Source organism: Streptomyces tirandamycinicus, from assembly GCF_003097515.1.
Classification (GTDB): Bacteria; Actinomycetota; Actinomycetes; order Streptomycetales; family Streptomycetaceae; genus Streptomyces; species Streptomyces tirandamycinicus.
The window spans coordinates 1,972,481-1,995,680 of the sequence record NZ_CP029188.1 but is presented as its reverse complement, the minus strand read 5'-3'; the positions used below and the strand labels follow the sequence as shown (position 1 = coordinate 1,995,680).

The following is a 23,200-nucleotide window of genomic DNA, read 5'->3' as shown; positions in this document are numbered from 1 at the left end:
CCGTCGGCGACGACTCGCGATGCGCCGGGTCACAGACGGCGGGCACACCCCACCGGGGCTTCGCCGGCGGGCAGTTCCACGAACAGATCCGTCGACGCCGGGCACCGGGACCGGTCGCCCACGGCCGAAACCACCCTGAACTCCGGCCGGTGTGCGCCGGACCCGTCGCAGGCGGTCTCCTTCACCTGCCCCTCGCGGGCGGTGCGGAGGCAGTCGCCGACGACCGTGTGCGGGCCGCCGCCGCCCCCGGGATCGCCGGGGTGCGGCGGCTCCAGGTTGCGCATACAGGCGTATCCCCGCGGCACCGAACCGTCGCCGTCCTCGTCGCGCTCCGGGCGGTGCTCCGAGATGTGGAGCACGAAGTCCGTCACGGCGGGGCAGGAGGGTCCGTCCCTCCGCCGTCCGTCGTGGCGGGCGATCACGCGCGCCGCCGCCTTCTCACTGGTGCAGGGCACCTCGCGGACATCGGTGCGGCCCCGGCCGCTGCAGTCCCCCGGGCCGAGGAACAGCGCCCCGTGCGAGGCCGGTGCCGCGGCCGAGGTCTCCCGGGTCTCCGCGGGGACTTCGCTCCCGGTGCCGCCCGAGGCCGGCCGGCAGGAGACGAGCACCGCGCACACCACTCCCGCCCAAAGACGCCGTACATGCATGGATCCCCCTGCTCGGTTCCTCCAGGGTGACCCGCCGGGGCGGGCGCACGCCAGGGGAGCAGGGGGCTTTGGGTCGTGTGGGGGAGCGGGGCCGGTAGCGCGGCGTACAGCGCGCTACCGGCCGGGCGTGTCCGACGGCGGCTCCGCCGGTTCGCCGCTCCGTCGTTCCGCTGCTTCGTGGGTTCACTGCTTCGTGGGTTCACTGCTCCATCGGTCCGCGGCGCCGGGCAGGACTATCGGCGGGTGCCCCGATAGCTCAGTCCGTGTCCGACCGGGTACAGCACCCGCGCCGGGTCGTCCGCGCGCTGCACCGGGACGGGAAGCCGGCCGCGGGGGTCGGCCCCGCCCGTCATCACCCGTACCGCGGCCCGAAGTTCGACATCCGTCCAGCTGTACGTGGCGAGTGAGGCGGCGACGCCGGCACCGGTCAACTGTGCGACGTCGTACGGGTTTCGGATGGCGACCGTGACCACCGGGACGCCGGTCGCCACCAGCCGGGACACCAGGGTGCGCTGCGGACTGGTCGACGAGACGTTGTACGTGCCGACGACCACGACGTCCTTCCCGGCCGCGGCAGCCACCGCCTGCTCGATCCGGGCGGCCGTCGGAGTGATGCCGGTGGACAGTGCGGTGGCGGTGAAGCCGGCTTCGGTGAACGCCTTCGCGAGAGTGCCGGTCGGGGGTCCGGTGGTCCCGGACGGGGAGGCGGGGTCCGCGCCCACCACCAGCACGTCGCGGTGACCGCGGAGGGAGAGCGGCAGCAGACCGGCGGGATCGGCGAGCAGGGTCGTGGTCTCCGCGGCGATCCGGTCGGCGGCCGCCAGATGGGACGGCTTGCCCACGGTGCGGTCCACGCCTCCTGGGGTGACGAACGGGTTCCTGAACAGCCCCAGTTCGTACTTGAGCAGCAGAATGCGCAGGATCGATTCCTCGATGCGCTGCTCGGTCAACTCGCCGCTGCGCACGGCCTGGAGGACGGCGTTCCAGGCGACGCCCAGGTTCGGTGGGTTGAGCAACTGGTCGCAGCCGGCCTTCAGCGCCAGCACCGGAACCCGGTCGTCGCCGTACTTCTGCCGCACGCCCGCCATGTCGAGGGCGTCGGTGACGACGACTCCGTCGTAGCCGAGTTCCTCGCGGAGCATCCCCGTGAGGATGGGGCGGGAGAGCGTCGCCGGGTCCCCGCTCGGGTCGAGTGCCGGGACGACGATGTGCGCCGTCATGATGGAGCGGATACCCGCGGCGATCGCGGCCCGGAAGGGCGGGGCGTCGAGCTCCTCCCACTCCTCGCGGCTGTGGTGGATCGTCGGCAGCGAGTGGTGGCTGTCCGACACGGTGTCGCCGTGCCCCGGGAAGTGCTTGGACGTCGCGGCGATGCCCGCGCCCTGGTAGCCCCGCACCTGGGAGGCGACCAGCCCGGCCACCGCCTGGGGGTCGGAGCCGAACGAACGCACACCGATGACCGGGTTGGCCGGGTTGACGTTGACGTCGGCGACCGGCGCGTAGTTCTGCCGAATGCCCATCGCGGCGAGCTCGGTTCCCGCGATCCGGGCGGCCTTGCGGGCGTCGGAACGGGATCCGCCCGCCCCCAGCGCCATCGCGCCCGGCATGAGGGTGGCGGGCCTGCCGACCCGGGCGACGATGCCGTGCTCCTGGTCCGTGGAGATCAGCAGCGGGACGGGGGTGGGCTGGGCCAGGCCGGCTCGCTGGATTCCGTTGGAGAGCTCGGCGATCTGGTGCGGGTCACGGGTGTTGTGGGCCCAGACGAAGTAGATGATGCCGCCGACGTGGTAGCGCTCGATCAGCTCGGCGGCCGTACGGACCCCGATCTCCCTGAGGTTGGCGTCGATGTCCGCCTGGTCGGGCGCGGTGGCGGAGTGTCCGTACACCCGCATCACGAAGAGCTGGCCGACCTTCTCCTCCAGACTCATCCGCGAGATGAGCCGCTTGAGGCCGGCGCGGGTGGCGCCGCGGTCGGCCGGGCTCGCGTGCGCCGGGCTGGAGGCGAGCGCCGCCACCGCCGCACCTGCGGCGGTGGCGGCGAGAACGGAACGTCTGGACGGAGTGGTCCGGTCGGACACTGGTGCTCCTTCCCTGAAGGAAACTTCCAAGGGTCACGGATATCCGGAAAGTAACTGCCAGTCAAGGGATTCGTACGGATGGGCGCCCGATCGGGAGAGCGCCGACGGGGGCGGTGCGAGGCGCCACGGGGGTCGCGAAGGGTCGCCAAGGTTGCCAGGGGGGCGCGAAGGGACGCGAGGGGGCGCGAGGGCGCCGGATCGCTTGAGGTCGCCAGAGCTCTGGGGGGCTCGCGGGAGGAGGTAGGGGGAACGCACGGGAGGTCGGGGGAGCTCGCCGGAACGCACGGCAGGTCGGGGGAGGCCCGGGAACGCACGGGAACGCAAGCGAACGCACGGCAACCCACGGCAGCTCACGGCAACTCAACGGGAGGCACAAGGACTCGGGGAGGCCGCGGGAGAGAAGGGGCCGCCACCGGTGCTGGGAGGGGGCGCACTGGTGGCGGCGTGCCGCGGCCGCAGGCGGCCAGGGAGGGAGTCGGCGATCGCGGCCGGCAACGAGGGCCACGACGAGGGCCGACGACTCCGCTCTGCGGTGACTCGTCCACGGCACGGCCCTTGGACGCCGCGCCCTCGTCCCGGGTTCCCCGCCCGAGCGGAACTTCCCCGACCGACCCGCCGGGCCGACCGACCGACCCGCCGGGCCGTCGGTCCCACGGCTGCCCGCGGCGGGCGGTCACCCGCTCAGCGCCACTCCTGCACGTCCACGACCGTGCCCGACGCCAGATCCGGATGGCCCCAGAAGTCGCCGACCAGCGTGGCGACCACCAGCACCGGGCGCCCCCGGGCATCCAGGTGCGCGGTGAAGAACCCGAACACCCATGACGGCTCGGCGACCAGGTCGCGCGGGGGCGCCAGCCGGACCAGCTCCGTCCCGTCCGCCTCGTACACCACCGCGTTGTCCGTGGGTGTGTACGGAGCGTCGTCCAGCGCCTCCACGACGAGCACCCGGCCGGCCCAGGCCAGCGCCGCCTGTGTCGGCCCCGCGAAGTCCTTCCGCACGGTCCGGTCGCCGTGCGTCCAGCGGACGACGCGGTCGCCGTGCCTCCAGCCGGTGATGACGGGATCCCGGCCCTCCCCGGCCCGGATGCTCGTCGCCTCGCCGCTCGTCGCCCGGGAGCCCGCGCCTTCGGCGCTCGTGGCCTCGGCGCTCCTGCCCCGGGCGTTCGGGTCCTGAGGGTGCCGGCTCATGGGCGGTCTCCACGGGCTCCACGCGTCTGCCGATGCGTTCCAGCCTACTGCGGACGAACCGTCGGGTGATCTCTCCGGGCCCGGAGGCGGCGCTGTACGGGGCCGTCGTACGGTGTCGCCGCACGCGGCACCCGTCCGGGGCGGCCGGTGCTCTCCGCGAGCCGCGAGCCGCGAGCCGGGAGCCGGGAGCCGCGAGCCGCGCATCGGACGACAGTCCGCGGGGTTTTCCACAGGCCCGGCACGCTGTCCGAGCGGGGCGGTAGCGTCGGTGCATGTCCAATCTGGCAGTGCTCGAAGGGGTCCTGGAGCGGATCACCTACGCCAACGAGGAGAACGGCTACACCGTCGCCCGGGTCGACACCGGGCGCGGCAGTTCCGACCTCCTCACGGTGGTCGGCTCGCTCCTCGGCGCGCAGCCGGGGGAATCGCTGCGGATGGAGGGCCGCTGGGGTTCCCACCCGCAGTACGGCAAGCAGTTCAGCGTCGAGAACTACACCACCGTCCTGCCCGCCACCGTCCAGGGCATCCGGCGCTATCTCGGCTCCGGTCTCATCAAGGGCATCGGGCCCAGGATCGCCGAGCGCATCGTCGACCACTTCGGCGCCGACACGCTCGACGTCATCGAGCGTGAGCCCGGCAAGCTCGTCGAGGTTCCCGGCCTCGGCCCCAAGCGCACCAAGATGATCGGAGCCGCCTGGGAGGAGCAGAAGGCCATCAAGGAGGTCATGGTCTTCCTCCAGGGAGTGGGTGTCTCCACGTCCATCGCCGTGCGGATCTACAAGAAGTACGGGGACGCGTCGATCTCCGTCGTGCGGAACCAGCCGTACCGGCTCGCCGCGGACGTCTGGGGCATCGGGTTCCTCACCGCCGACCGGATCGCCCAGGCCGTGGGCATACCCCACGACAGCCCGGACCGGGTCAAGGCCGGTCTGCAGTACGCCCTGTCCCAGTCCACGGACCAGGGGCACTGCTACCTGCCGGAGGAGAGGCTCATCGCGGACTCCGTGAAGCTCCTCCAGGTCGACACCGGTCTGGTCATCGACTGCCTGGCCGAGCTCGCGGCCGAGGAGGAGGGAGTCGTCCGGGAGCAGGTCCCCTCCCCGGAGGGCGGGGACCCGGTCACCGCCGTCTACCTGGTGCCCTTCCACCGCGCGGAGCTGTCCCTGGCCGCCCAGCTGACCCGGCTGCTGCGCACGGACGAGGACCGTATGCCGGCCTTCCAGGACGTGGCCTGGGACAAGGCGCTGGCCTGGCTCGCCGACCGCACGGGCGCGGAGCTCGCGCCCGAGCAGGAGCAGGCCGTCCGTCTCGCCCTCACCCGGAAGGTGGCCGTCCTCACCGGCGGCCCCGGGTGCGGCAAGTCGTTCACGGTCCGCTCCATCGTCGAGCTCGCCCGCGCCAAGAAGGCCAAGGTGGTCCTCGCGGCGCCCACGGGGAGGGCGGCCAAGCGGCTCGCCGAGCTGACCGGCGCCGAGGCGTCCACCGTGCACCGGCTTCTGGAGCTGAAGCCGGGCGGTGACGCGGCCTACGACAGGGACCGGCCGCTCGACGCCGACCTCGTGGTGGTCGACGAGGCCTCCATGCTGGACCTGCTGCTCGCCAACAAACTCGTGAAGGCCGTGGCGCCCGGCGCTCATCTGCTGCTCGTCGGCGACGTGGACCAGCTGCCGAGCGTCGGCGCCGGTGAGGTCCTCAGCGATCTTCTCGCCGACGGCGGTCCGGTTCCGTCCGTCCGGCTCACCCGCATCTTCCGGCAGGCCCAGCAGTCGGGAGTGGTCACCAACGCCCACCGCATCAACTCCGGAGCGCAGCCCCTCACCCAGGGGCTGAGCGACTTCTTCCTGTTCGTCGAGGAGGACACCGAGGAGGCGGGCCGGCTGACCGTCGACGTGGCCGCCCGGCGGGTCCCGGCGCGGTTCGGGCTGGACCCGCGGCGCGATGTGCAGGTCCTGGCGCCCATGCACCGGGGGCCCGCCGGCGCGGGCACCCTGAACGGACTGCTGCAGCAGGCGATCACCCCCGCCCGCCCGGATGTGCCCGAGAAGCGGTTCGGCGGCCGGGTCTTCCGCGTCGGCGACAAGGTCACTCAGATTCGCAACAATTACGAGAAGGGAAAGAACGGAGTCTTCAACGGCACGGTCGGCGTGGTGACCTCACTCAATCCCGTCGATCAGCGGCTGACGGTGCTGACGGACGAGGACGAGGAGGTGCCGTACGACTTCGACGAGCTGGACGAGCTCTCCCACGCCTACGCCGTCACGATCCACCGCTCCCAGGGCAGCGAGTATCCGGCCGTGGTGATTCCGGTCACCACCGGGGCCTGGATGATGCTTCAGCGGAACCTGCTCTACACGGCCGTGACCAGGGCGCGGAAACTCGTCGTGCTCGTCGGTTCGCGCAAGGCGATAGGGCAGGCGGTCCGCACCGCCTCGGCAGGCAGGCGCTTTACCGCGCTCGACCACCGGCTGATAGGTGGAGGCTTCGTGGGAAAGATCACCTGACACTTCCGGAACCGGGGCGAAGGGGGCAGGATGGGCGGGCTGGGCGGCACTGAGTGCCGCTGACCGGGCTAATGGTCGACCCCGAGTGCACTCTCCTCAGCCAAATGGGGGATGGTAGAGACAGTCAGGGCACCTCGAAGAAGAGGCACTACGTCGGTGAGGGATGACGTGAGCGACAACTCTGTAGTACTGCGGTACGCGGACGGTGAATACACCTATCCGGTGGTCGAAAGCACCGTCGGCGACCAGGGCTTCGACATCGGGAAGCTCCGGGCGCAGACCGGTCTGGTGACCCTGGACAGCGGCTACGGCAACACCGCCGCCTATAAATCCGCGATCACCTACCTCGACGGCGAGCAGGGCATCCTGCGCTACCGCGGCTACCCGATCGAGCAGCTGGCCGAGCGCTCCAGCTTCCTGGAAGTGGCCTACCTGCTGATCAACGGTGAGCTGCCCACCGTGGACGAGCTCGCGGCGTTCCGGGGCGAGATCACCCAGCACACGCTGCTGCACGAGGACGTCAAGCGCTTCTTCGACGGCTTCCCGCGCGACGCCCACCCGATGGCCATGCTGTCGTCCGTGGTGAGCGCGCTCTCGACGTTCTACCAGGACAGCCACAACCCGTTCGACGAGAAGCAGCGCCACCTCTCCACCATCCGGCTGCTGGCGAAGCTGCCGACGATCGCCGCCTACGCCTACAAGAAGTCGATCGGCCACCCGTTCGTCTACCCGCGCAACGACCTCGGCTACGTGGAGAACTTCCTGCGGATGACCTTCTCGGTCCCGGCGCAGGAGTACGAGCTGGACCCGGTCGTGGTGGCCGCGCTCGACAAGCTGCTCATCCTGCACGCGGACCACGAGCAGAACTGCTCGACGTCCACCGTGCGTCTGGTCGGCTCCTCGCAGGCGAACATGTTCGCCTCCATCTCCGCCGGCATCTCCGCCCTGTGGGGCCCCCTGCACGGTGGTGCCAACCAGTCCGTGCTGGAGATGCTCGAGGGCATCGCGGCCGGCGGAGGCGACGTCGACACCTTCATCCGCAAGGTGAAGAACAAGGAGGACGGCGTCCGCCTGATGGGCTTCGGCCACCGGGTCTACAAGAACTTCGACCCCCGCGCCAAGATCATCAAGGCTGCCGCCCACGATGTGCTCTCCGCCCTGGGCAAGTCCGACGAGCTGCTGGACATCGCCCTCAAGCTGGAGGAGCACGCGCTGTCCGACGACTACTTCGTCGAGCGCAAGCTCTACCCGAACGTGGACTTCTACACGGGCCTGATCTACCGGGCCATGGGCTTCCCGACCGAGATGTTCACCGTGCTCTTCGCTCTCGGCCGGCTTCCGGGCTGGATCGCCCAGTGGCACGAGATGATCAAGGAGCCGGGCTCCCGCATCGGCCGCCCGCGCCAGATCTACACGGGTGAGGTCCTGCGGGACTTCGTCCCCGTCGAGGCCCGCTGAGGCGGCCTGACCGCAGTTCCGGCGGGACGGGCCCGGCATCGGCCCGGTACGGCGAGAAGCGCCCCGCTGCCGATCCCCCCACGGGTCGGCAGGCGGGGCGCTTCCCATATCCCCGGTGCGGATTCCCCCCACGGGATCCGGCCGGGCGTCTGCTGGTGTCCAGCAGAAGCTCTCCGCGAGGCGGTCTGCCGGGGTACGTATCCACGGGAGGGCCGCTCAAAGCTTCCCGGTCGTACGTGCCCCGGCCAACGCTTGCCTGGGACGTCCCCCAAGACATCCCATGAGCGTCCCCCAAGACGCTCTGGCATCGCCCACTTAGACTCGCGAAGAGCCCGAATGGTTACCCATCAATATCTGTGATCTGGGTCTCGTTGTGAAGGTCCTGTGTACCACGTGAAGGATCGCAGACGCAGCCTCCCGCTGGCCACGGAAACGGATGAGTAGGTCCCGGCAATTCCCGAGGTCGCCGGATTCCCGGCTCCGGGGGCGGGTCGCGGTGGGGTTGACGGCGGGGCGGGGCGCACCTCGGAGGATTTGGCCGGGGCCCCGCGGCGGCCGCCAGGGGCAGGGCGGAGCCCGGTGAGGGGCCGGGGCCCGGCCGCACGGGCCGGTGGGACGCCGAAGGCCGCCCCGGCGAGGCCTGGGGCGGCGAGTGGCGTGCTGGCGGGCCTTCCGGTCCCTCTGGTCCCTCCGGTCTTCCGTCCGAACCTCTGCGGCCCTTCCGGGCTCCTGTCCGGCCGTCTCCTGTCCGGCCGTCTCTTGTACGGCCCGGTCCCGGTCTCCGGGGTCGGGCGGGGGCTCTTCCCCGGGGGAGTCGACCGCTGGAGTCCGCGACGGTCAGGCCCGCCCGGCGAACTCGTAGCCCGCCTCGTCGACGGCCGCGCGTACGTCGGCCTCGTCGAGCGGTGCGGCCGAGACCACGGTGACCTGCCCGGTGGCGGCGAGGGCCTTCACCGAGGCGACGCCGTTGATCGCGGAGATCTCCTCGGAAACGGCGCCCTCGCAGTGGCCGCACGTCATGCCCTTCACCAGGTAGACGGCGGTGGTGCCGCCCGGCTCCGCGCCGGCCGTGCCGCCGCTGTGGCCCGAACCGGTGGGCGAGCAGCGGGATCCGGTGTCCTCGACGGTGCCGGCATTCGTCTCGGCGGTCATGGCGTTCTCCTCTGTGCGGATCTGTCGCTTGGCGAACACTTGGTACGGCGTCGTGTCGTGCGCCGAACTCATGGTGCACCGGGCCGCCCGTGGCTGCGCAGGGCCTCCCCGGCGCCCACTTTATACCCCTAGGGGGTATCCATGGGAGCCCTCGGCGGGAGACCGTGCCACGGCCGGTGGCCCGCGTCGGAGGTACGCCATGGTCCCGAGTCCGTCCGGTCCGTCTCGGACGCGTCCCGCACGGGGGCGGAGTCGCTGACCGGGGCGAGCGCTCCTTCGCTGGCCGGCGTGGAGCCGCTGACCGGCCCCGCAACCGGGAGCCCGGTGGTGCGGGGCCGCGGATTCAGGTTCTGCCTCCCCTGTTGCCCGGCCGGTTCGCCACCCAGACCCGGATGGTGTCGGCATACCAGTAGGGCTTGCCCGCCTCCACATGGTCCGGCGGGGGCAGGAGTCCGTGTTTGCGGTACGAACGGACCGTGTCCGGCTGCACCTTGATGTGCGCGGCGATGTCCTTGTAGGACCAGAGTCTTCTGTCGGTCATCTGTGGCACCTCCCTGCACGCGCCGCAGCGGCGGCCGGGGGAGCCGTCGGGGGAGCCGGGGCGCGTGCGCTGGCGATCACTCAGCCTGTGCCCGTTGAACGACGCAGAGTGACGGCAGGGGAGGGGCTGTCGAGGTCCTGTGACGTAAGACCCGCGTAACGAAGACATCTGTGACGCGAAGGCCACGCTTGTGACGGGGTGGGGTCGAGGAGGCGGCGGGCGCGGGTCACGCGCCGCAGGAGCGGAGGAAGCGCCGGGTGCGCTCGGCGATGGGGAAGGGCTGGTCCGCGGGGCAGGGGTACATGTCCTGCTCGACGATGGCGAAGAGCTCGGCGCCGAGTCGCCGGGCGGCGGCCAGTACCGGCTCCAGCGCGGGCACTCCGGCGGGCGGTTCGCACATCACCCCGCGCGCCACCGCGGGGCCGAACGGCACCTCGTTCGCCACGACGTCGGCGAGGATCTCCGGGTCCACCTGCTTGAGGTGGAGGTAGCCGATCCGCTCTCCGTAGGTCTCGATGAGCTTGACGCTGTCGCCGCCGCAGTACGCGTAGTGGCCGGTGTCCAGGCAGAGCGAGACCAGGTCCGGGTCGGTGGCGTCGAGGAAGCGGCTGACGTTCTCCTCGCTGTCGATATGGGTGTCCGCGTGGGGGTGGACCACGATCCGCAGCCCGAACCGGTCTCCCACCTCCTGCCCCAGGCGCTCGGTCTGGCCGGCGAGATGGCGCCACTGCCCGGGCGTGAGGGTCCGGTCCTCCAGCACCTCGCCGGTCTTGTCGTCGCGCCAGAAGGACGGGATGACGACGAGGTGGTCCGCGCCCATCGCACGGGTGAGCGCGGCGACGCGGGCGACATGGGCCCAGGTCCTCTCCCACACGGCCGGGCCGTGGTGGAGTCCGGTGAAGACCGTGCCGGCCGACACCTTCAGTCCCCGGGAGGAGGTCTCCTCGGCGAGCCGTGCGGGGTCCGTGGGGAGGTAGCCGTACGGGCCGAGTTCGATCCACTCGTACCCGGCCCGTGCCACTTCGTCGAGGAAGCGCCGCCACGGGACCTGCCGGGGATCGTCGGGGAACCACACGCCCCAGGAGTCCGGGGCCGACCCGATCCGGATGCGGTTGAGCGAGGCTGCGGAGGAGGTCATGGCGGCCAGCTTCCCGGCCGCCGGAGAAAGGTGTCAAGCTTTCGTCCGAATGTAAGGACAAAATGTTGACAGTGTTCCGGGCGGGGGGCTAGACCAGGGGACAGTCGGACGTGGAACCGAAGGGACCCGTATGCCTCAGCCGTACGACCTCATCACGATGGGCCGGATCGGAGTGGACCTCTATCCCCTGCAGACCGGGGTACCGCTGGCACAAGTCCAGACGTTCGGGAAGTACCTCGGCGGCTCCGCCTCGAACGTGGCGGTCGCGGCGGCCCGGCTCGGCCGGCGCACCGCGGTCGTCACCCGCACCGGCCGGGACGCCTTCGGGGACTACCTCCACCAGGCGCTCCGCGAGTTCCGGGTCGACGACCGCTGGGTGACGGCGGTGCCGGGGCTGCCCACCCCCGTGACGTTCTGCGAGATCTTCCCGCCGGATCACTTCCCGCTGTACTTCTACCGGCAGCCCAAGGCCCCCGACCTCGAACTGCGCGTCGGCGAACTGGACATGGACGCGATCGGCGGGGCGGGTGTCTTCTGGGCGACCGGCACCGGGCTGTGCGCCGAGCCCAGCAGGGAGGCCACGCTCGCCGCGCTCGAGCACCGGGCGAAGTCCGGGACGACCGTCCTCGACCTGGACTGGCGCCCCATGTTCTGGGAAAGCCCGACCGGTTCGGCGGCGGACGAGGCCCGGCCGCACTACGCGAAGGCGCTCGCGCACGCCACCGTCGCCGTCGGCAACCTCGAGGAGTGCGAGATCGCCACCGGGGAGCGGGAACCGCACGCCGCCGCCCGGGCGCTGCTCGACTCCGGGGTCGAGCTGGCCGTGGTCAAACAGGGGCCCGGGGGCGTGCTGGCGGTGCGCCGGGACGGCACGACCGCGGAAGTGCCGCCGGTGCGGGTCGAGGTGGTCAACGGACTCGGCGCGGGGGACGCGTTCGGCGGCGCCATGGTCCACGGGCTGATCGCCGGATGGGAGTTGGAACGGGTGATGCGGTTCGCCAACGCCGCGGGGGCGATCGTCGCCGCCCGCCTCGCATGCTCATCGGCCATGCCGTACGCCACCGAGGTGGAAGCCCTCCTCGACGGCCACGCGCCCGGTCCCGAGCCCCGCAGTGAGCCCCGCTCCGAGCCCCGTTTCGAGCCCCGCGGTGAAGCCCGTCCCGGTCCCGGTCCCGAATCTCGCCCCGATGCCGGTCCCGATCCCCGTCCCGACTCGTGGCCCGGGCCGGATGGCGGCCCCGGACCGGCAGGCGGCCCCGGACCGGCGGGCGCGCCCGGAGCGGTGCGGTGACCCGCGTCGACCCCACCGACCTCGTCAGGATCAGGGTCCGCCACCCGGAGGCCGTGGCCGAGGCGGCGGCCCGCCGCCGGCGGCGGCCCCTGGTCGGAAGCAGCGGACGAATGATGATCGTCGCGGCCGACCACCCCGCCCGCGGCGCGCTCGCCGTCGGCGACCGGCCGTACGCGATGGCCAACCGGCTCGACCTCCTGGAGCGCCTGTGCACCGCCCTCGGGCGTCCCGGCGTGGACGGCGTCCTCGCCACCGCCGACATCCTGGAGGACCTGCTCCTGCTCGGGGCGCTCGACGGCAAGATCGCCATGGGGTCCATGAACCGCGGCGGACTCGCCGGTGCCGCCTTCGAACTCGACGACCGGTTCACCGGTTACCGTGCCGAGGATCTCGCGCGGCTGGGCTTCGACGCCGGCAAGCTGCTCCTGCGCATCGACTACGACGACCCCGGCTCCCTGGCAACCCTGCACTCCACCGCCCGCGCCATCGACGCGATGGCCGCCCACCGGCTGCCGGTCTTCGTCGAGCCGTTCATCTGCCGCCGCGTCGACGGCGTGCTGTGCAACGACCTGTCGGCCGAAGCGGTCACCCGCTCCATGGCCATCGCCTCCGGCCTCGCCGGCACCTCGGCCTACACCTGGCTGAAGATCCCCGTCACGGAGAACCCCGACGACATGGCACGGGTGATGGAGACCTCGACACTCCCCGCGGTGCTCCTCGGCGGCGATGTGGACGACACCGCGGGCGGGCGGGCGGCGGTGTACGGGAAGTGGCGCGGCGCGCTTCGGCTGCCCACGGTCCAGGGCCTGGTGGCGGGCCGTTCACTGCTCTATCCGGCCGACGGCGACGTCACGGCTGCGGTCGACACGGCCGTGGGCCTGCTCTAGGGGGTACGCAAGACTCATGGACCACAAGCATCACAGGGCCCCCGAGAACCACGAGGCCCACGAGGACCACAGGGACCACAGGGACCACGAGGACCACGAGACCCACGAGGACCATGAGGCTCGTAACGATCACAGGCACCACGGGGATCGCGCGGACCACGGGGATCGCGCGGACCACGGGGATCGCGCGGACCACGGGGATCGCGCGGACCACCATGACCACAGGGCCCACGGGGATCGCGAGAACCGGACCGCACACGACCGGCACCTCCCGGCCGGGACCGCGGCCGACGGTCCGTACGCGCTCGCCGTCGACCCCGGGAGGGCCGGCTGGGAGTACTCCGCGCTGCGGATCCTGGAGCTGGCCCCCGGCGCCTCCCACCGACTCGACACCGGCGACAGCGAGTGGATCGTGCTGCCGCTGGCGGGCGGGTGCACGGTGCGGACCGAGGACACGACCATGGAACTGGCCGGCCGAGCAGGCGTGTTCGCCGGAGTCACCGACTTCGCGTACGTCCCGCGCGACGCCCGGGTGCTGATCGCCTCCGCCGCCGGAGGCCGCTTCGCCCTGGCCGGAGCGAGGTGCGAGCGGCGGCTCCCCGCGCGCCGCGGCCCCGCGCCGGACGTCCCGGTCGAGGACCGCGGTTCGGGCGGCTGCGCCCGCCGCGTGCGCAACTTCGCCGCCGCCGACACCTTCACCTGCGACCGCCTCATCGCCGTCGAGGTGCTGACCCCGGGCGGCAACTGGTCCTCGTACCCGCCGCACAAGCACGACGAGCACCGCCCCGGCGAGGAGACCGAACTCGAGGAGATCTACTACTTCGAGATCGAGGGCGACCACGGCTTCGGCTACCAGCGGGTGTCACCGTCCCGTCCAGGGGGCACCGATCTGCTCGCCGAAGTCCGCAGCGGTGACGCCGTCCTCGTCCCGGACGGCTGGCACGGCCCGTCCATCGCCGCCCCGGGCCACGACATGTACTACCTGAACGTCATGGCCGGCCCCGGGCCGGAGCGCGCCTGGCGGATCTGCTTCCACCCCGACCACACGGAGGGCTACCGATGAGCGGACGGACACTGACCGTCGCCCAGGCACTGGTGCGGTTCCTGGCCCGCCAGTACACCGAACGGGACGGCCGCAGGCAGCGGCTCGTCACAGCCATGTGGGGCATCTTCGGCCACGGCAACGTGGCCGGGATCGGTCAGGCCCTCGTCGAGTCCGGGGACATGCCCTTCGTCCAGGGACGCAACGAGCAGGCGATGGTGCACGCGGCCGTCGGCTACGCCCGCCAGTCGAACCGGCTGTCCACGCACGCCGTCACCACCTCCATCGGCCCGGGCGCCACCAACCTCGTCACCGGAGCCGCCCTCGCGACCGTCAACCGGCTCCCGGTCCTGCTCCTCCCCGGCGACATCTTCGCGACCCGCCCCGCCGACCCCGTCCTCCAGCAACTGGAGGTCCCGTACGCGGGCGATGTGTCGGTCAACGACTGCCTGCGCCCGGTGTCCGCGTACTTCGACCGGATCACCCGGCCCGAAGCGCTGATCCCCGCCGCCCTCGCCGCCGCTCGGGTCCTCGCCGACCCGGCCGCCACGGGGGCGGTCACGCTCGCGCTGCCCCAGGACGTGCAGGCGGAGGCGTACGACTGGCCCGAGGAGTTCTTCGCCGAGCGCGTCTGGCACGTGCGCCGGCCGCAGCCGGATCCGGAGGAGCTCGCCGCGGCCGTGCTCGCCGTGCGGTCCGCCCGGCGGCCCCTGCTCGTCGCCGGCGGGGGAGTCCACCACAGCGGGGCCGAGGGCGCGCTGCGCACCCTCGCCGAGGCCACCGGGATCCCCGTCGCCTCGACCCAGGCCGGGAAGGGCTCCCTCCCCTACGACCACCCGGCGGACGTGGGCGGCATCGGCCACACCGGCACCGCCACCGCCGACGAACTCGCCAGGACCGCGGACCTGGTCATCGGCGTCGGCACCCGGTACACCGACTTCACCACCGCCTCGTCGACCCTGTTCACGCATCCCGGTGTCCGGTTCCTCAACCTCAACATCACCGGCTTCGACGCCCACAAGCTCGCGGCGCTCCCGCTCGTCGCGGACGCCCGGGCCGGACTGGACGCACTGACCGGGGCGCTGCGCGGACACCATGTCGACCACGGCTACGAGTCGGAGTACGCGGAGGACAAGGAACGCTGGGAGCACCGGGTCGACGCCGCCTACGACGCGCCCGACGAGAACGTCCGCCCCACCCAGACCCAGGTCCTCGGCGCGCTCGACCGCCTGGTCACCGGCGACGACATCGTGGTCAACGCCGCGGGCTCGCTCCCCGGCGACCTCCACAAGCTGTGGCGGACGCGCTCCCGGGACCAGTACCACGTGGAGTACGGCTACTCCTGCATGGGCTACGAGATCCCCGCGGCGATCGGCGTCGCGATGGCCGCGCCCGGGCGTCCGGTCTGGGCGCTCGTCGGCGACGGCACGTATCTGATGAACCCCACCGAGATCGTGACGGCGGTCCAGGAGAACGTCCCGATCAAGCTGGTCGTGCTGCAGAACCACGGGTACGCGTCGATCGGCGGTCTCTCCGAGGCGGTCGGCGCCGAGCGGTTCGGCACGGCCTACCGCCACCGGGAACCGGCGCCGTCGCGGGCCGGGGAACCCGGAGGGGGCGTTTACACCGGGGCGCCGCTCCCGGTCGACCTCGCCGCCAACGCGGCCTCCCTCGGGATGCGGGTGATCCGCGCCAAGACCGTACGTGACCTGCGCGAAGCCCTGGCCGAGGCCCGTACGGCCGACCGCCCCACATGTGTCTACGTCGAGACCGAAACGGCAGACACAGTGTCGGGCGCGCCCCCGGCGCAGGCGTGGTGGGATGTTCCCGTGGCCGAGACCGCGACCCGGCCGTCGGCGGTCAAGGCCCGGGAGGAGTACGACCGGCAGGTCGCAGCCCGGCGCCGCCATCTCTGAGGGACCCGAAGGAGCTATCCGTCATGACGAAGACCGTCCACCACTGGATCGGTGGCAAGACCGTCGAGGGCGAGTCCGGCGACTGGGGACCGGTCACCGACCCGGCGACCGGTGCCGTGACCACCCGGGTCGCGCTCGCGTCCGTCGAGGAGGTCGACCGTGCCGTGGCCGCGGCCAGGATCGCCTTCCAGACCTGGGGCACCTCCTCCCTGGCCCAGCGCACCTCGATCCTCTTCCGCTTCCGCGCGCTGCTCGACGCCAACCGCGACGCGATCGCCGAACTGATCACCGCGGAGCACGGCAAGGTCCACTCCGACGCGCTCGGCGAGGTGGCCCGCGGTCTGGAGATCGTCGACCTGGCCTGCGGGATCACCACGCAGCTCAAGGGCGAGCTGTCGACCCAGGTGTCCAACCGGGTGGACGTGGCGGCGATCCGCCAGCCCGTGGGCGTCGTCGTCGGCATCACGCCGTTCAACTTCCCCGCGATGGTGCCGATGTGGATGTTCCCGCTCGCCATCGCCTGCGGCAACACCTTCGTCCTCAAGCCGAGTGAGAAGGACCCCTCCGCGTCGCTGAAGATCGCCGAGCTGCTCGCCGAGGCGGGCCTGCCGGACGGTGTCTTCAACGTCGTCCAGGGCGACAAGGTCGCCGTCGACCGCCTCCTGGAGCACCCGGACGTCGCGGCCGTCTCCTTCGTCGGCTCGACCCCGATCGCCCGCCACATCCACACCACCGCCTCGGCCAACGGCAAGCGCGTGCAGGCGCTGGGTGGCGCCAAGAACCACATGCTGGTGCTGCCCGACGCCGATCTGGACGCGGCCGCGGACGCCGCCGTCTCCGCCGCCTACGGCTCCGCGGGCGAGCGCTGCATGGCGATCTCCGCGGTGGTGGCCGTCGGCGCCGTCGGCGACGAGCTCGTCGACAAGATCCGCGAGCGCGCCGAGAAGATCAAGATCGGCCCGGGCGACGACCCGGCGTCCGAGATGGGCCCGCTCATCACCAGGGCCCACCGCGACAAGGTCGCCTCGTATGTGCACGGCGCGGCGGAGCAGGGCGCAGACGTCGTCCTCGACGGTACGGGCTACACCGTCGACGGCTACGAGGACGGCCACTGGATCGGCCTGTCCCTCCTGGACAAGGTGTCCACCGACTCCGACGCCTACCGCGACGAGATCTTCGGCCCCGTCCTGTGCGTGCTGCGCGCCGACACCTACGAGGAGGGCCTCGCGCTCATCAACGCCTCGCCGTTCGGCAACGGCACGGCGATCTTCACCCGCGACGGCGGCGCCGCCCGGCGCTTCCAGCTGGAAGTCCAGGCGGGCATGGTCGGCGTCAACGTGCCGATCCCGGTCCCGGTGGGCTACCACTCCTTCGGCGGCTGGAAGGACTCGCTCTTCGGCGACCTGCACGTCTACGGCAACGACGGCGTGCAGTTCTACACCCGCGGCAAGGTCGTCACGACCCGCTGGCCGGACCCCTCCGAGCCGCACGGCGGCGTGGACCTCGGCTTCCCGCGCAACCACTGACGGCCCGCGCCGGGACACCCGGCGCAGCCGGCGGCCCGCGACGCCACGCGGGCCCGTACGGAACCCTCACCCGTACGGGTCTTCGTGCGGCTCGCGGGCCGCTCCGGGTTTCGGGTAGGCCCGCCCGGCGGCTGATGCCGAGGACGGGGCCGACCCGCGCGGGTCGGCCCCAGAGCGGGCCTGCCCCGCCGGGGAAGGGCTCCTCGGGCATCCCACGGTCCCGGCCCAGCCCGGCCCGGCCGGAGCCGTCGCCGTCGTGACGGCGGACACCGGCCGGATCGGGCAGCCCGATCCGGCCGTTCGCCCCGATCGGGCCGCTGCCGCGGGGATCAGAACAGCGAGTACAGCAGCTTGTTCGGGGAGCCCGAACGCGGGTCCGTGACCTTGCCGCTGGTCGCGTTGTTCACCAGGGCGTCGCGGACCTGGGCCGGGGACGCCGTGGGGTTGTTCGCCAGGTAGAGCGCCGCGGCACCCGCGGTGTGCGGGGTGGCCATCGACGTACCGGAGATGGTGCTCGTCGCGCTGTCGCTGTCCTTCCAGGCCGAGGTGATGCCCACCCCGGGGGCGAACAGGTCCAGGCAGGTGCCGTAGTTGGAGAACGACGCCCGCCGGTCCGTGCTGTCCGTGGCGCCGACCGTGATCGCCTCGGGGACACGGGCCGGCGAGTAGTTGCACGCGTTCGCGGGAATGCCGACCAGGATGCCGTTGCCCGCCGCGATCGAGTAGCTGACGCCCGAGGCGATGGAGCGGCTCACCGCGTCGTCCAGGGCCGCGCTGGCGCTGCCGCCGAGGCTCATGTTGGCCACCGCCGGCTTGGCCGCGTTCGCCGTCACCCAGTCGACACCGGCGATGACGCCCGCGGTCGTACCGGAGCCGTCGCAGCCCAGGACGCGTACGGCGATCAGGTTGACGCCCTTGGCGACCCCGTACGTCTTGCCGCCGACCGTGCCGGCGACGTGGGTGCCGTGGCCCTGGCAGTCCTGGCCGTTCTGGCCGTCGCCGATGGTGTCCGTGCCGACGCTCGCCCGGCCCGCGAACTCGCTGTGCGAGGTGCGGATGCCGGTGTCGAGGATGTACGCGTTCACGTTCGACGCCGTGGTGCCGTACGTGTACGTCGTGGACAGCGGCAGATCGCGCTGGTCCACGCGGTCCAGGCCCCAGGTGGCGTTGTTCTGCGTCTCGTTGAGGCGGACGACGCTGTTCTGCTCCACGTACGCCACCCGGGGGTCGGCGGCGAGCCGTTCGGCCTTGGCCTTGGGCATGGAGGCGGAGAATCCGTTGAGCACCGACCGGAAGACGCGCTGGGGGGTCACATCCTCGTCGGCGGTCACCTCGGAGACCTTCGTGCTGCCGTCCTTGAGGACGACGATCCAGCTGTTCTGTACGGCGGTTGCAGTGGGGGCGAGACGAAGATCGCCGATCGGCGCACTGTGCGCTGTGGGGGTGACGGCGAACTGGAGACCGGCCGCGACGACGACTGCGGGGAGCAGCGCGCCCATGGGTATGAAGCGGCGGGCAGTGAATCTCATCTCGTGCACCTGACCTCTCTATTTGATCGGAACACGACAAGCGTCCGCGCGGCGGTGCGGACGCCGGCACAGCCTCTCGTGAGGTGATGCGGCACACAAGGGGTTGCTACCGATCAGTTGGAGCAAAACCGCAGGTGGCATGGGCAATTTGGCGGACATCGGCGACATCTGCATTGTGCACACGCCCACTTGGGGCCACTGTGCATATCCGGATGAATCCCCCGGGGATGAACTGTCATGAAGTGCCCCTCCAAGAGGGCGCAATACGCCGATCGGGGATCACATCCGGCGCCCGGCCGCGCCCCGGCTCCGATCCGTTCCCCGCGCACCCGGCTCCGTGTTCCGGCTGGAGTACGGCTCCGTGTACCGCGGCTGGAGTACGGCGGTGACCCCGGGTACTACCCGAGGAGGTCACACGGTTCAGCCCGGCGGCAGCGGCAGCCGGGACCGCCGTCCGCTTAGGGTTTCGGGCATGAGGATCCGACTCCCCGGCCGAGCCGTGCCGCCCCGGCGCCGAAGGCGGCTGCTCACGGCCGTCGCCGCCCTCGCCGTGCTGGCGGGCGCGGGCACCTGGACCGCCGCCGCCTCGGGCGAAGAGCCCGCCGTGCACCGCGAGGACCGGATGCTGGCCGTGCCGGGCGCGAGAATCGACACCTCGTACTTCACCTCCGGGGAGGGCCGCCGGCCCGCCGTGCTGATCGGGCACGGCTTCGGCAGCAGCAAGGACGCCGTGCGGCAGCAGGCGGAGGCGCTGGCGAGGGACGGTTACGCCGTCATGACCTGGTCCGCCCGCGGCTTCGGCGCGTCCACCGGCACCATCGGGCTGAACGACCCCGAGCGCGAGGTCAGGGACGTCTCGCGGCTGATCGACTGGCTCGCCGCCCGGCCGGAGGTGGAGCTGGACGCCGAGGGCGACCCGCGCGTGGGGATCACCGGCGCGTCCTACGGCGGCGCCGTCTCCCTGCTCGCGGCCGGCCAGGACCGCCGGGTCGACGCCATCGCTCCGCAGATCACGTACTGGAACCTCGCCGACGCGCTGTTCCCGGACGGCGTCTTCAAGAAGCTCTGGGCGGGGCTGTTCTTCACGGCCGGTTCGGCCGGCGGGTCCGGACTCGTCCCCGACTCCGCCGTACCGCCGGCCGACGCTCCCGCCGGGGACGGCGCCGGCCCAGGGGACGGCTCGGGCTCCGGAGCGGACTCGGGGGCGGGGACCGGTGCCGACTCGGGCCCGGTCACCGGTGCCGGCGCCGGGGCCCCCACGCAGTCCGGCGCCACCGGCCGGGGCAGCGCACGCGACGCCTCCGCCGGGCAGCCCGCGCCGGCCTGCGGACGCTTCGAACCCGCCCTGTGCGCCATGTACGAGCGCGTCGCGACCAGCGGCAGCCCGGACGCCGAAGCCCGGGCCCTGCTGGAGGCCCGCAGCCCGTCCGCCGTCGCCGACCGGATCAAGGTCCCCGCACTCATCGTCCAGGGGCAGTCCGACTCGCTCTTCCCGCTCTCGCACGCCGACGCCATGGCCCGGGCGATCGCCGGCAACGGGGCGACCGTCGCGGTCGACTGGATCGCCGGCGGCCACGACGGCGGCGATCTGGAGACGGCCCGGGTCCAGCAACGGATCTCCGCCTGGTTCGACCGGTACCTGAACGGGGACAAGACCGCCGACCCCGGCCCCGCGTTCCGGGTCAGCCGCACCGGAGGCGTCGACTCCACCGACGGGCAGGCAACCCTGCGCGGCGCCACGGCCGACGCGTACCCGGGCCTGGGAGCGGGACGCCGCGAGGTCGTACTGACCGGCGGGACGCAGCACTTCCGCAACCCGGCCGGAGCCGGACCGCCGGGGATCTCCACCGTGCCCGGACTGGGCGGCGGGCTCTCCGGGCTCTCCTCGCTCGGCGTCGGCCTCTCGCTCGACTTCCCGGGGCAGCACGCCCGCTTCGACTCAGCGCCGCTCGACCGCCGCACCCGGATCACCGGCTCGCCCACCGTCCGGGTGAAGGTCACCTCGGACAACGGAACGGCGGTCCTCTTCGGCAAGGTCTACGACGTTGGCCCGGACGGCCGGCAGCAGGTGCTTCCCGCCCAGCTCGTCGCCCCCGTCCGGATCGAGGACGCCAAGGCGGGCAGGACCGTCGAACTGACGCTCCCCGCGGTGGACCACGAGGTCGAGGCGGGCCACCGGCTCCGGCTGGTGCTCGCCGCCACCGACCTCGCCCACGCCTCGCCCGCCGCCCCGGCGGCCTACTCGGTCACCCCGGCCGGACCGCTGAGCGTGCCCACCGCACCCGGTGTCACCACCCAGGCGGCGGGCCTGCCCTGGTGGGTGTGGGGCCTGCCCGCCGCGGGCGCGGTGGCAGCGGCGGCGCTGCTGCTGACCGCGCGCCGCCGGACCGCCGCACCGGCACCCGATCCCGCGCTCGCCGACGTACCGCTGGAGATCACCGGGCTCACCAAGCGGTACGCCGGATCGGCCGACCGGTACGCGGTGCGGGACCTCTCCTTCCGCGTCGAGAAGGGCCAGGTGCTGGGGCTCCTCGGCCCGAACGGCGCCGGCAAGACCACCACCCTGCGCATGCTGATGGGGCTCATCGCCCCCGACGACGGCGGGATCAGGGTCTTCGGACACGCCGTCAGGCCCGGAGCGCCGGTCCTCTCCCGGGTGGGCGCCTTCGTCGAGGGCGCCGGCTTCCTGCCGCACCTGTCCGGCAGGGAGAACCTCGAGCTCTACTGGCGGGCCACCGGCCGCCCCGCCCAGGACTCCCATGTGGAGGAGGCCCTGGAGATCGCGGGCCTCGGCGACGCCCTCGCCCGCGCGGTCCGCACCTACTCGCAGGGCATGCGGCAGCGCCTCGCCATCGCCCAGGCCATGCTCGGGCTGCCGGATCTGCTCATCCTGGACGAACCGACCAACGGGCTGGACCCGCCGCAGATCCGCGAGATGCGGGACGTGATGATCCGCTACGCGGCCGGGGGCCGGACCGTCATCGTCTCCAGCCACCTCCTCTCGGAGGTGGAGCAGTCCTGCACGCACCTCGTCGTCATGGACCGCGGCCGGCTGGTGCAGGCGGGACCCGTCGCCGACATCACCGGCGCGGGGGACACCCTGCTGGTGACGACGGCCGAGGAGCCGTCCGCACCGCTCGTGGAGAAGATCGCGGCCCTGCCCGGGGTGGCGTCCGCCTTCCGCACCGACGGCGGCCTCCTGGTCCGCCTGGACGGTGCGGGCGCGAGCTACCTGGTCGCCGAACTCGTCCGGCTGGACGTGCCGGTGACCGGAGTGGGACCGCACCGGCGCCTGGAGGACGCGTTCCTCACCCTGATCGGAGGAGCATCCGCATGAACACCACCCCCGTGCGCACCGGGGCCGTTGCGGTGAGTGTGGCGGCCGCGCCCGGATACCGGGCGCGGCGCACCCTGCCGCTGCGCGTCGAGACGGTGCGCCAGCTCAAGCGGCGGCGGACGCTGGTGATGGGCGCCATCCTGGCGGCCCTGCCGTTCGTGCTGATCACGGCCTTCGCGATCGGCGGCTCACCCGAGGAGCGCGGCGACGGCGGCGGCCGGATCAACCTGATGGACACGGCGACCGCTTCGGGCGCCAACTTCGCGGCCACCTGCCTGTTCGTGTCGGCCGGATTCCTGCTGGTGGTGCCGGTCGCGCTGTTCTGCGGCGACACCGTGGCGTCCGAGGCGAGCTGGTCATCGCTGCGCTACCTGCTGGCGGCGCCGGTACCCAGGTCGCGGCTGCTGTGGTCGAAGCTCGCGGTCGCACTCGGCTTCAGCGCGGCGGCGATGCTCCTGCTGCCGCTGGTCGGACTGGCGGTGGGGACCGTGGCGTACGGCTGGGGGCCGCTGCGCCTCCCGACCGGCGGCTCGCTGCCGACGGAGGACACGCTGCCCAGGCTCGCACTGGTCGTCGCGTACATCTTCGTCTCCCAACTGGTCACCGCCGGACTCGCGTTCTGGCTGTCCACCAAGACCGACGCACCACTGGGCGCGGTCGGCGGAGCGGTCGGGCTGACGATCATCGGCAACGTCCTGGACGCCGTGACGGCGCTGGGCTCGTGGCGCGACTTCCTGCCGGCGCACTGGCAGTTCGCCTGGGCGGACGCTCTTCAGCCCCAGCTCGAATGGGGCGGGATGCTGAAGGGCACGGCGGTGTCCGTGACCTTCGCCCTGGTACTGGTCGCCCTGGCCTTCCGCGGGTTCGCCCGCAAGGACGTCGTGTCCTGACCGCCGCGGCGAGCCGCCCGCGTACGGAGCCGGGCGGCGTCACCCCGGGTCTCGCGCCGGGCGCGCCCGCGCCAACCGG

At 72.4% G+C, this 23,200-nt stretch carries 16 protein-coding genes; 9 read left to right on the top strand and 7 right to left on the bottom strand.

Annotated elements, in window-relative coordinates; all coding sequences use genetic code 11:
* Window positions 1-29: 29 nt before the first annotated feature.
* From DDW44_RS08815 to DDW44_RS08805, 3 genes are all read right to left on the bottom strand, one after another.
* A complete protein-coding gene (locus DDW44_RS08815) occupies window positions 30-647 on the bottom strand; it encodes an LppU/SCO3897 family protein (RefSeq protein ID WP_108906079.1) in 618 nt (205 codons plus the stop codon).
* A 233-nt stretch (window positions 648-880) separates the two neighbouring features.
* The gene (locus DDW44_RS08810; protein ID WP_108906078.1) at window positions 881-2,725 is read right to left on the bottom strand and encodes a glycoside hydrolase family 3 protein; all 1,845 of its coding nucleotides are present in this window, start codon (window positions 2,723-2,725) and stop codon (window positions 881-883) included.
* A 681-nt stretch (window positions 2,726-3,406) separates the two neighbouring features.
* Entirely contained in the window at window positions 3,407-3,913 is a 507-nt protein-coding gene (locus tag DDW44_RS08805; protein ID WP_108906077.1) for a hypothetical protein, read from the bottom strand.
* 272 nt (window positions 3,914-4,185) lie between these two features.
* Between DDW44_RS08805 and recD2 the strand changes: the two genes are divergently transcribed.
* Together recD2 and DDW44_RS08795 are read left to right on the top strand one after the other, a co-directional pair.
* Window positions 4,186-6,414: an SF1B family DNA helicase RecD2 gene (recD2, locus tag DDW44_RS08800; RefSeq protein WP_017944819.1), complete on the top strand. Its 2,229-nt coding sequence runs from the start codon at window positions 4,186-4,188 to the stop codon at window positions 6,412-6,414.
* 168 nt (window positions 6,415-6,582) lie between these two features.
* The gene (locus DDW44_RS08795) at window positions 6,583-7,872 is read left to right on the top strand and encodes a citrate synthase (protein WP_108906076.1); all 1,290 of its coding nucleotides are present in this window, start codon (window positions 6,583-6,585) and stop codon (window positions 7,870-7,872) included.
* 837 nt (window positions 7,873-8,709) lie between these two features.
* Here DDW44_RS08795 and DDW44_RS08790 read toward each other — a convergent pair.
* The 3 genes from DDW44_RS08790 to DDW44_RS08780 form a co-directional block, all read right to left on the bottom strand.
* Complete coding sequence (locus DDW44_RS08790; RefSeq protein ID WP_108908773.1) at window positions 8,710-9,024, bottom strand: heavy-metal-associated domain-containing protein; 315 nt, start codon at window positions 9,022-9,024, stop codon at window positions 8,710-8,712.
* Window positions 9,025-9,367: 343 nt separating this feature from the next.
* Window positions 9,368-9,565, bottom strand: coding sequence for a helix-turn-helix transcriptional regulator (locus DDW44_RS08785; RefSeq protein ID WP_017944822.1), 198 nt, complete (start codon window positions 9,563-9,565; stop codon window positions 9,368-9,370).
* Between the two features lie 226 nt (window positions 9,566-9,791).
* Window positions 9,792-10,703 carry a sugar phosphate isomerase/epimerase family protein gene (locus DDW44_RS08780; protein WP_108906075.1) on the bottom strand — a complete coding sequence of 304 codons (912 nt, stop codon included), beginning with the start codon at window positions 10,701-10,703 and terminating at the stop codon, window positions 9,792-9,794.
* A gap of 130 nt (window positions 10,704-10,833) precedes the next feature.
* Here DDW44_RS08780 and iolC point away from each other — a divergent pair, with 130 nt between their 5' ends.
* Genes iolC through DDW44_RS08755 form a run of 5 tightly spaced genes read left to right on the top strand, consistent with a single transcriptional unit; the run spans window position 10,834 to window position 17,365 of the window.
* A complete protein-coding gene (iolC, locus tag DDW44_RS08775) occupies window positions 10,834-11,994 on the top strand; it encodes a 5-dehydro-2-deoxygluconokinase (protein ID WP_108906074.1) in 1,161 nt (386 codons plus the stop codon).
* Complete coding sequence (locus DDW44_RS08770) at window positions 11,991-12,881, top strand: Cgl0159 family (beta/alpha)8-fold protein (RefSeq protein ID WP_108908772.1); 891 nt, start codon at window positions 11,991-11,993, stop codon at window positions 12,879-12,881. Before iolC ends, DDW44_RS08770 begins: the two co-directional genes overlap by 4 nt.
* 16 nt (window positions 12,882-12,897) lie before the next feature.
* Window positions 12,898-13,944, top strand: a complete 1,047-nt coding sequence (gene iolB, locus DDW44_RS08765; RefSeq protein WP_108906073.1) for a 5-deoxy-glucuronate isomerase — start codon at window positions 12,898-12,900, stop codon at window positions 13,942-13,944.
* A complete protein-coding gene (iolD, locus tag DDW44_RS08760; protein ID WP_108906072.1) occupies window positions 13,941-15,839 on the top strand; it encodes a 3D-(3,5/4)-trihydroxycyclohexane-1,2-dione acylhydrolase (decyclizing) in 1,899 nt (632 codons plus the stop codon). Before iolB ends, iolD begins: the two co-directional genes overlap by 4 nt.
* A gap of 23 nt (window positions 15,840-15,862) precedes the next feature.
* Window positions 15,863-17,365 carry a CoA-acylating methylmalonate-semialdehyde dehydrogenase gene (locus DDW44_RS08755; protein ID WP_108906071.1) on the top strand — a complete coding sequence of 501 codons (1,503 nt, stop codon included), beginning with the start codon at window positions 15,863-15,865 and terminating at the stop codon, window positions 17,363-17,365.
* Window positions 17,366-17,694: 329 nt separating this feature from the next.
* Here DDW44_RS08755 and DDW44_RS08750 read toward each other — a convergent pair whose 3' ends face one another.
* Complete coding sequence (locus tag DDW44_RS08750) at window positions 17,695-18,864, bottom strand: S8 family peptidase (RefSeq protein WP_108906070.1); 1,170 nt, start codon at window positions 18,862-18,864, stop codon at window positions 17,695-17,697.
* A 502-nt stretch (window positions 18,865-19,366) separates the two neighbouring features.
* Between DDW44_RS08750 and DDW44_RS08745 the strand changes: the two genes are divergently transcribed.
* Both DDW44_RS08745 and DDW44_RS08740 read left to right on the top strand, forming a co-directional pair.
* Window positions 19,367-22,231: an alpha/beta fold hydrolase gene (locus DDW44_RS08745; protein WP_108906069.1), complete on the top strand. Its 2,865-nt coding sequence runs from the start codon at window positions 19,367-19,369 to the stop codon at window positions 22,229-22,231.
* Complete coding sequence (locus tag DDW44_RS08740) at window positions 22,228-23,121, top strand: ABC transporter permease (RefSeq protein WP_108906068.1); 894 nt, start codon at window positions 22,228-22,230, stop codon at window positions 23,119-23,121. Before DDW44_RS08745 ends, DDW44_RS08740 begins: the two co-directional genes overlap by 4 nt.
* The last annotated feature ends 79 nt before the right edge of the window (window positions 23,122-23,200 follow it).

Bases quoted from the DNA above. Each gene is read 5' to 3' on its own strand.
- DDW44_RS08815 (WP_108906079.1), bottom strand. From the start codon at position 647: ATGCATGTACGGCGTCTTTGGGCGGGAGTGGTGTGCGCGGTGCTCGTC.
- DDW44_RS08805 (WP_108906077.1), bottom strand. From the start codon at position 3,913: ATGAGCCGGCACCCTCAGGACCCGAACGCCCGGGGCAGGAGCGCCGAG.
- recD2 (WP_017944819.1), top strand. From the start codon at position 4,186: ATGTCCAATCTGGCAGTGCTCGAAGGGGTCCTGGAGCGGATCACCTAC.
- DDW44_RS08790 (WP_108908773.1), bottom strand. From the start codon at position 9,024: ATGACCGCCGAGACGAATGCCGGCACCGTCGAGGACACCGGATCCCGC.
- DDW44_RS08785 (WP_017944822.1), bottom strand. From the start codon at position 9,565: ATGACCGACAGAAGACTCTGGTCCTACAAGGACATCGCCGCGCACATC.
- DDW44_RS08780 (WP_108906075.1), bottom strand. From the start codon at position 10,703: ATGACCTCCTCCGCAGCCTCGCTCAACCGCATCCGGATCGGGTCGGCC.
- iolC (WP_108906074.1), top strand. From the start codon at position 10,834: ATGCCTCAGCCGTACGACCTCATCACGATGGGCCGGATCGGAGTGGAC.
- iolB (WP_108906073.1), top strand. From the start codon at position 12,898: ATGGACCACAAGCATCACAGGGCCCCCGAGAACCACGAGGCCCACGAG.
- iolD (WP_108906072.1), top strand. From the start codon at position 13,941: ATGAGCGGACGGACACTGACCGTCGCCCAGGCACTGGTGCGGTTCCTG.
- DDW44_RS08755 (WP_108906071.1), top strand. From the start codon at position 15,863: ATGACGAAGACCGTCCACCACTGGATCGGTGGCAAGACCGTCGAGGGC.
- DDW44_RS08750 (WP_108906070.1), bottom strand. From the start codon at position 18,864: ATGGGCGCGCTGCTCCCCGCAGTCGTCGTCGCGGCCGGTCTCCAGTTC.
- DDW44_RS08745 (WP_108906069.1), top strand. From the start codon at position 19,367: ATGAGGATCCGACTCCCCGGCCGAGCCGTGCCGCCCCGGCGCCGAAGG.
- DDW44_RS08740 (WP_108906068.1), top strand. From the start codon at position 22,228: ATGAACACCACCCCCGTGCGCACCGGGGCCGTTGCGGTGAGTGTGGCG.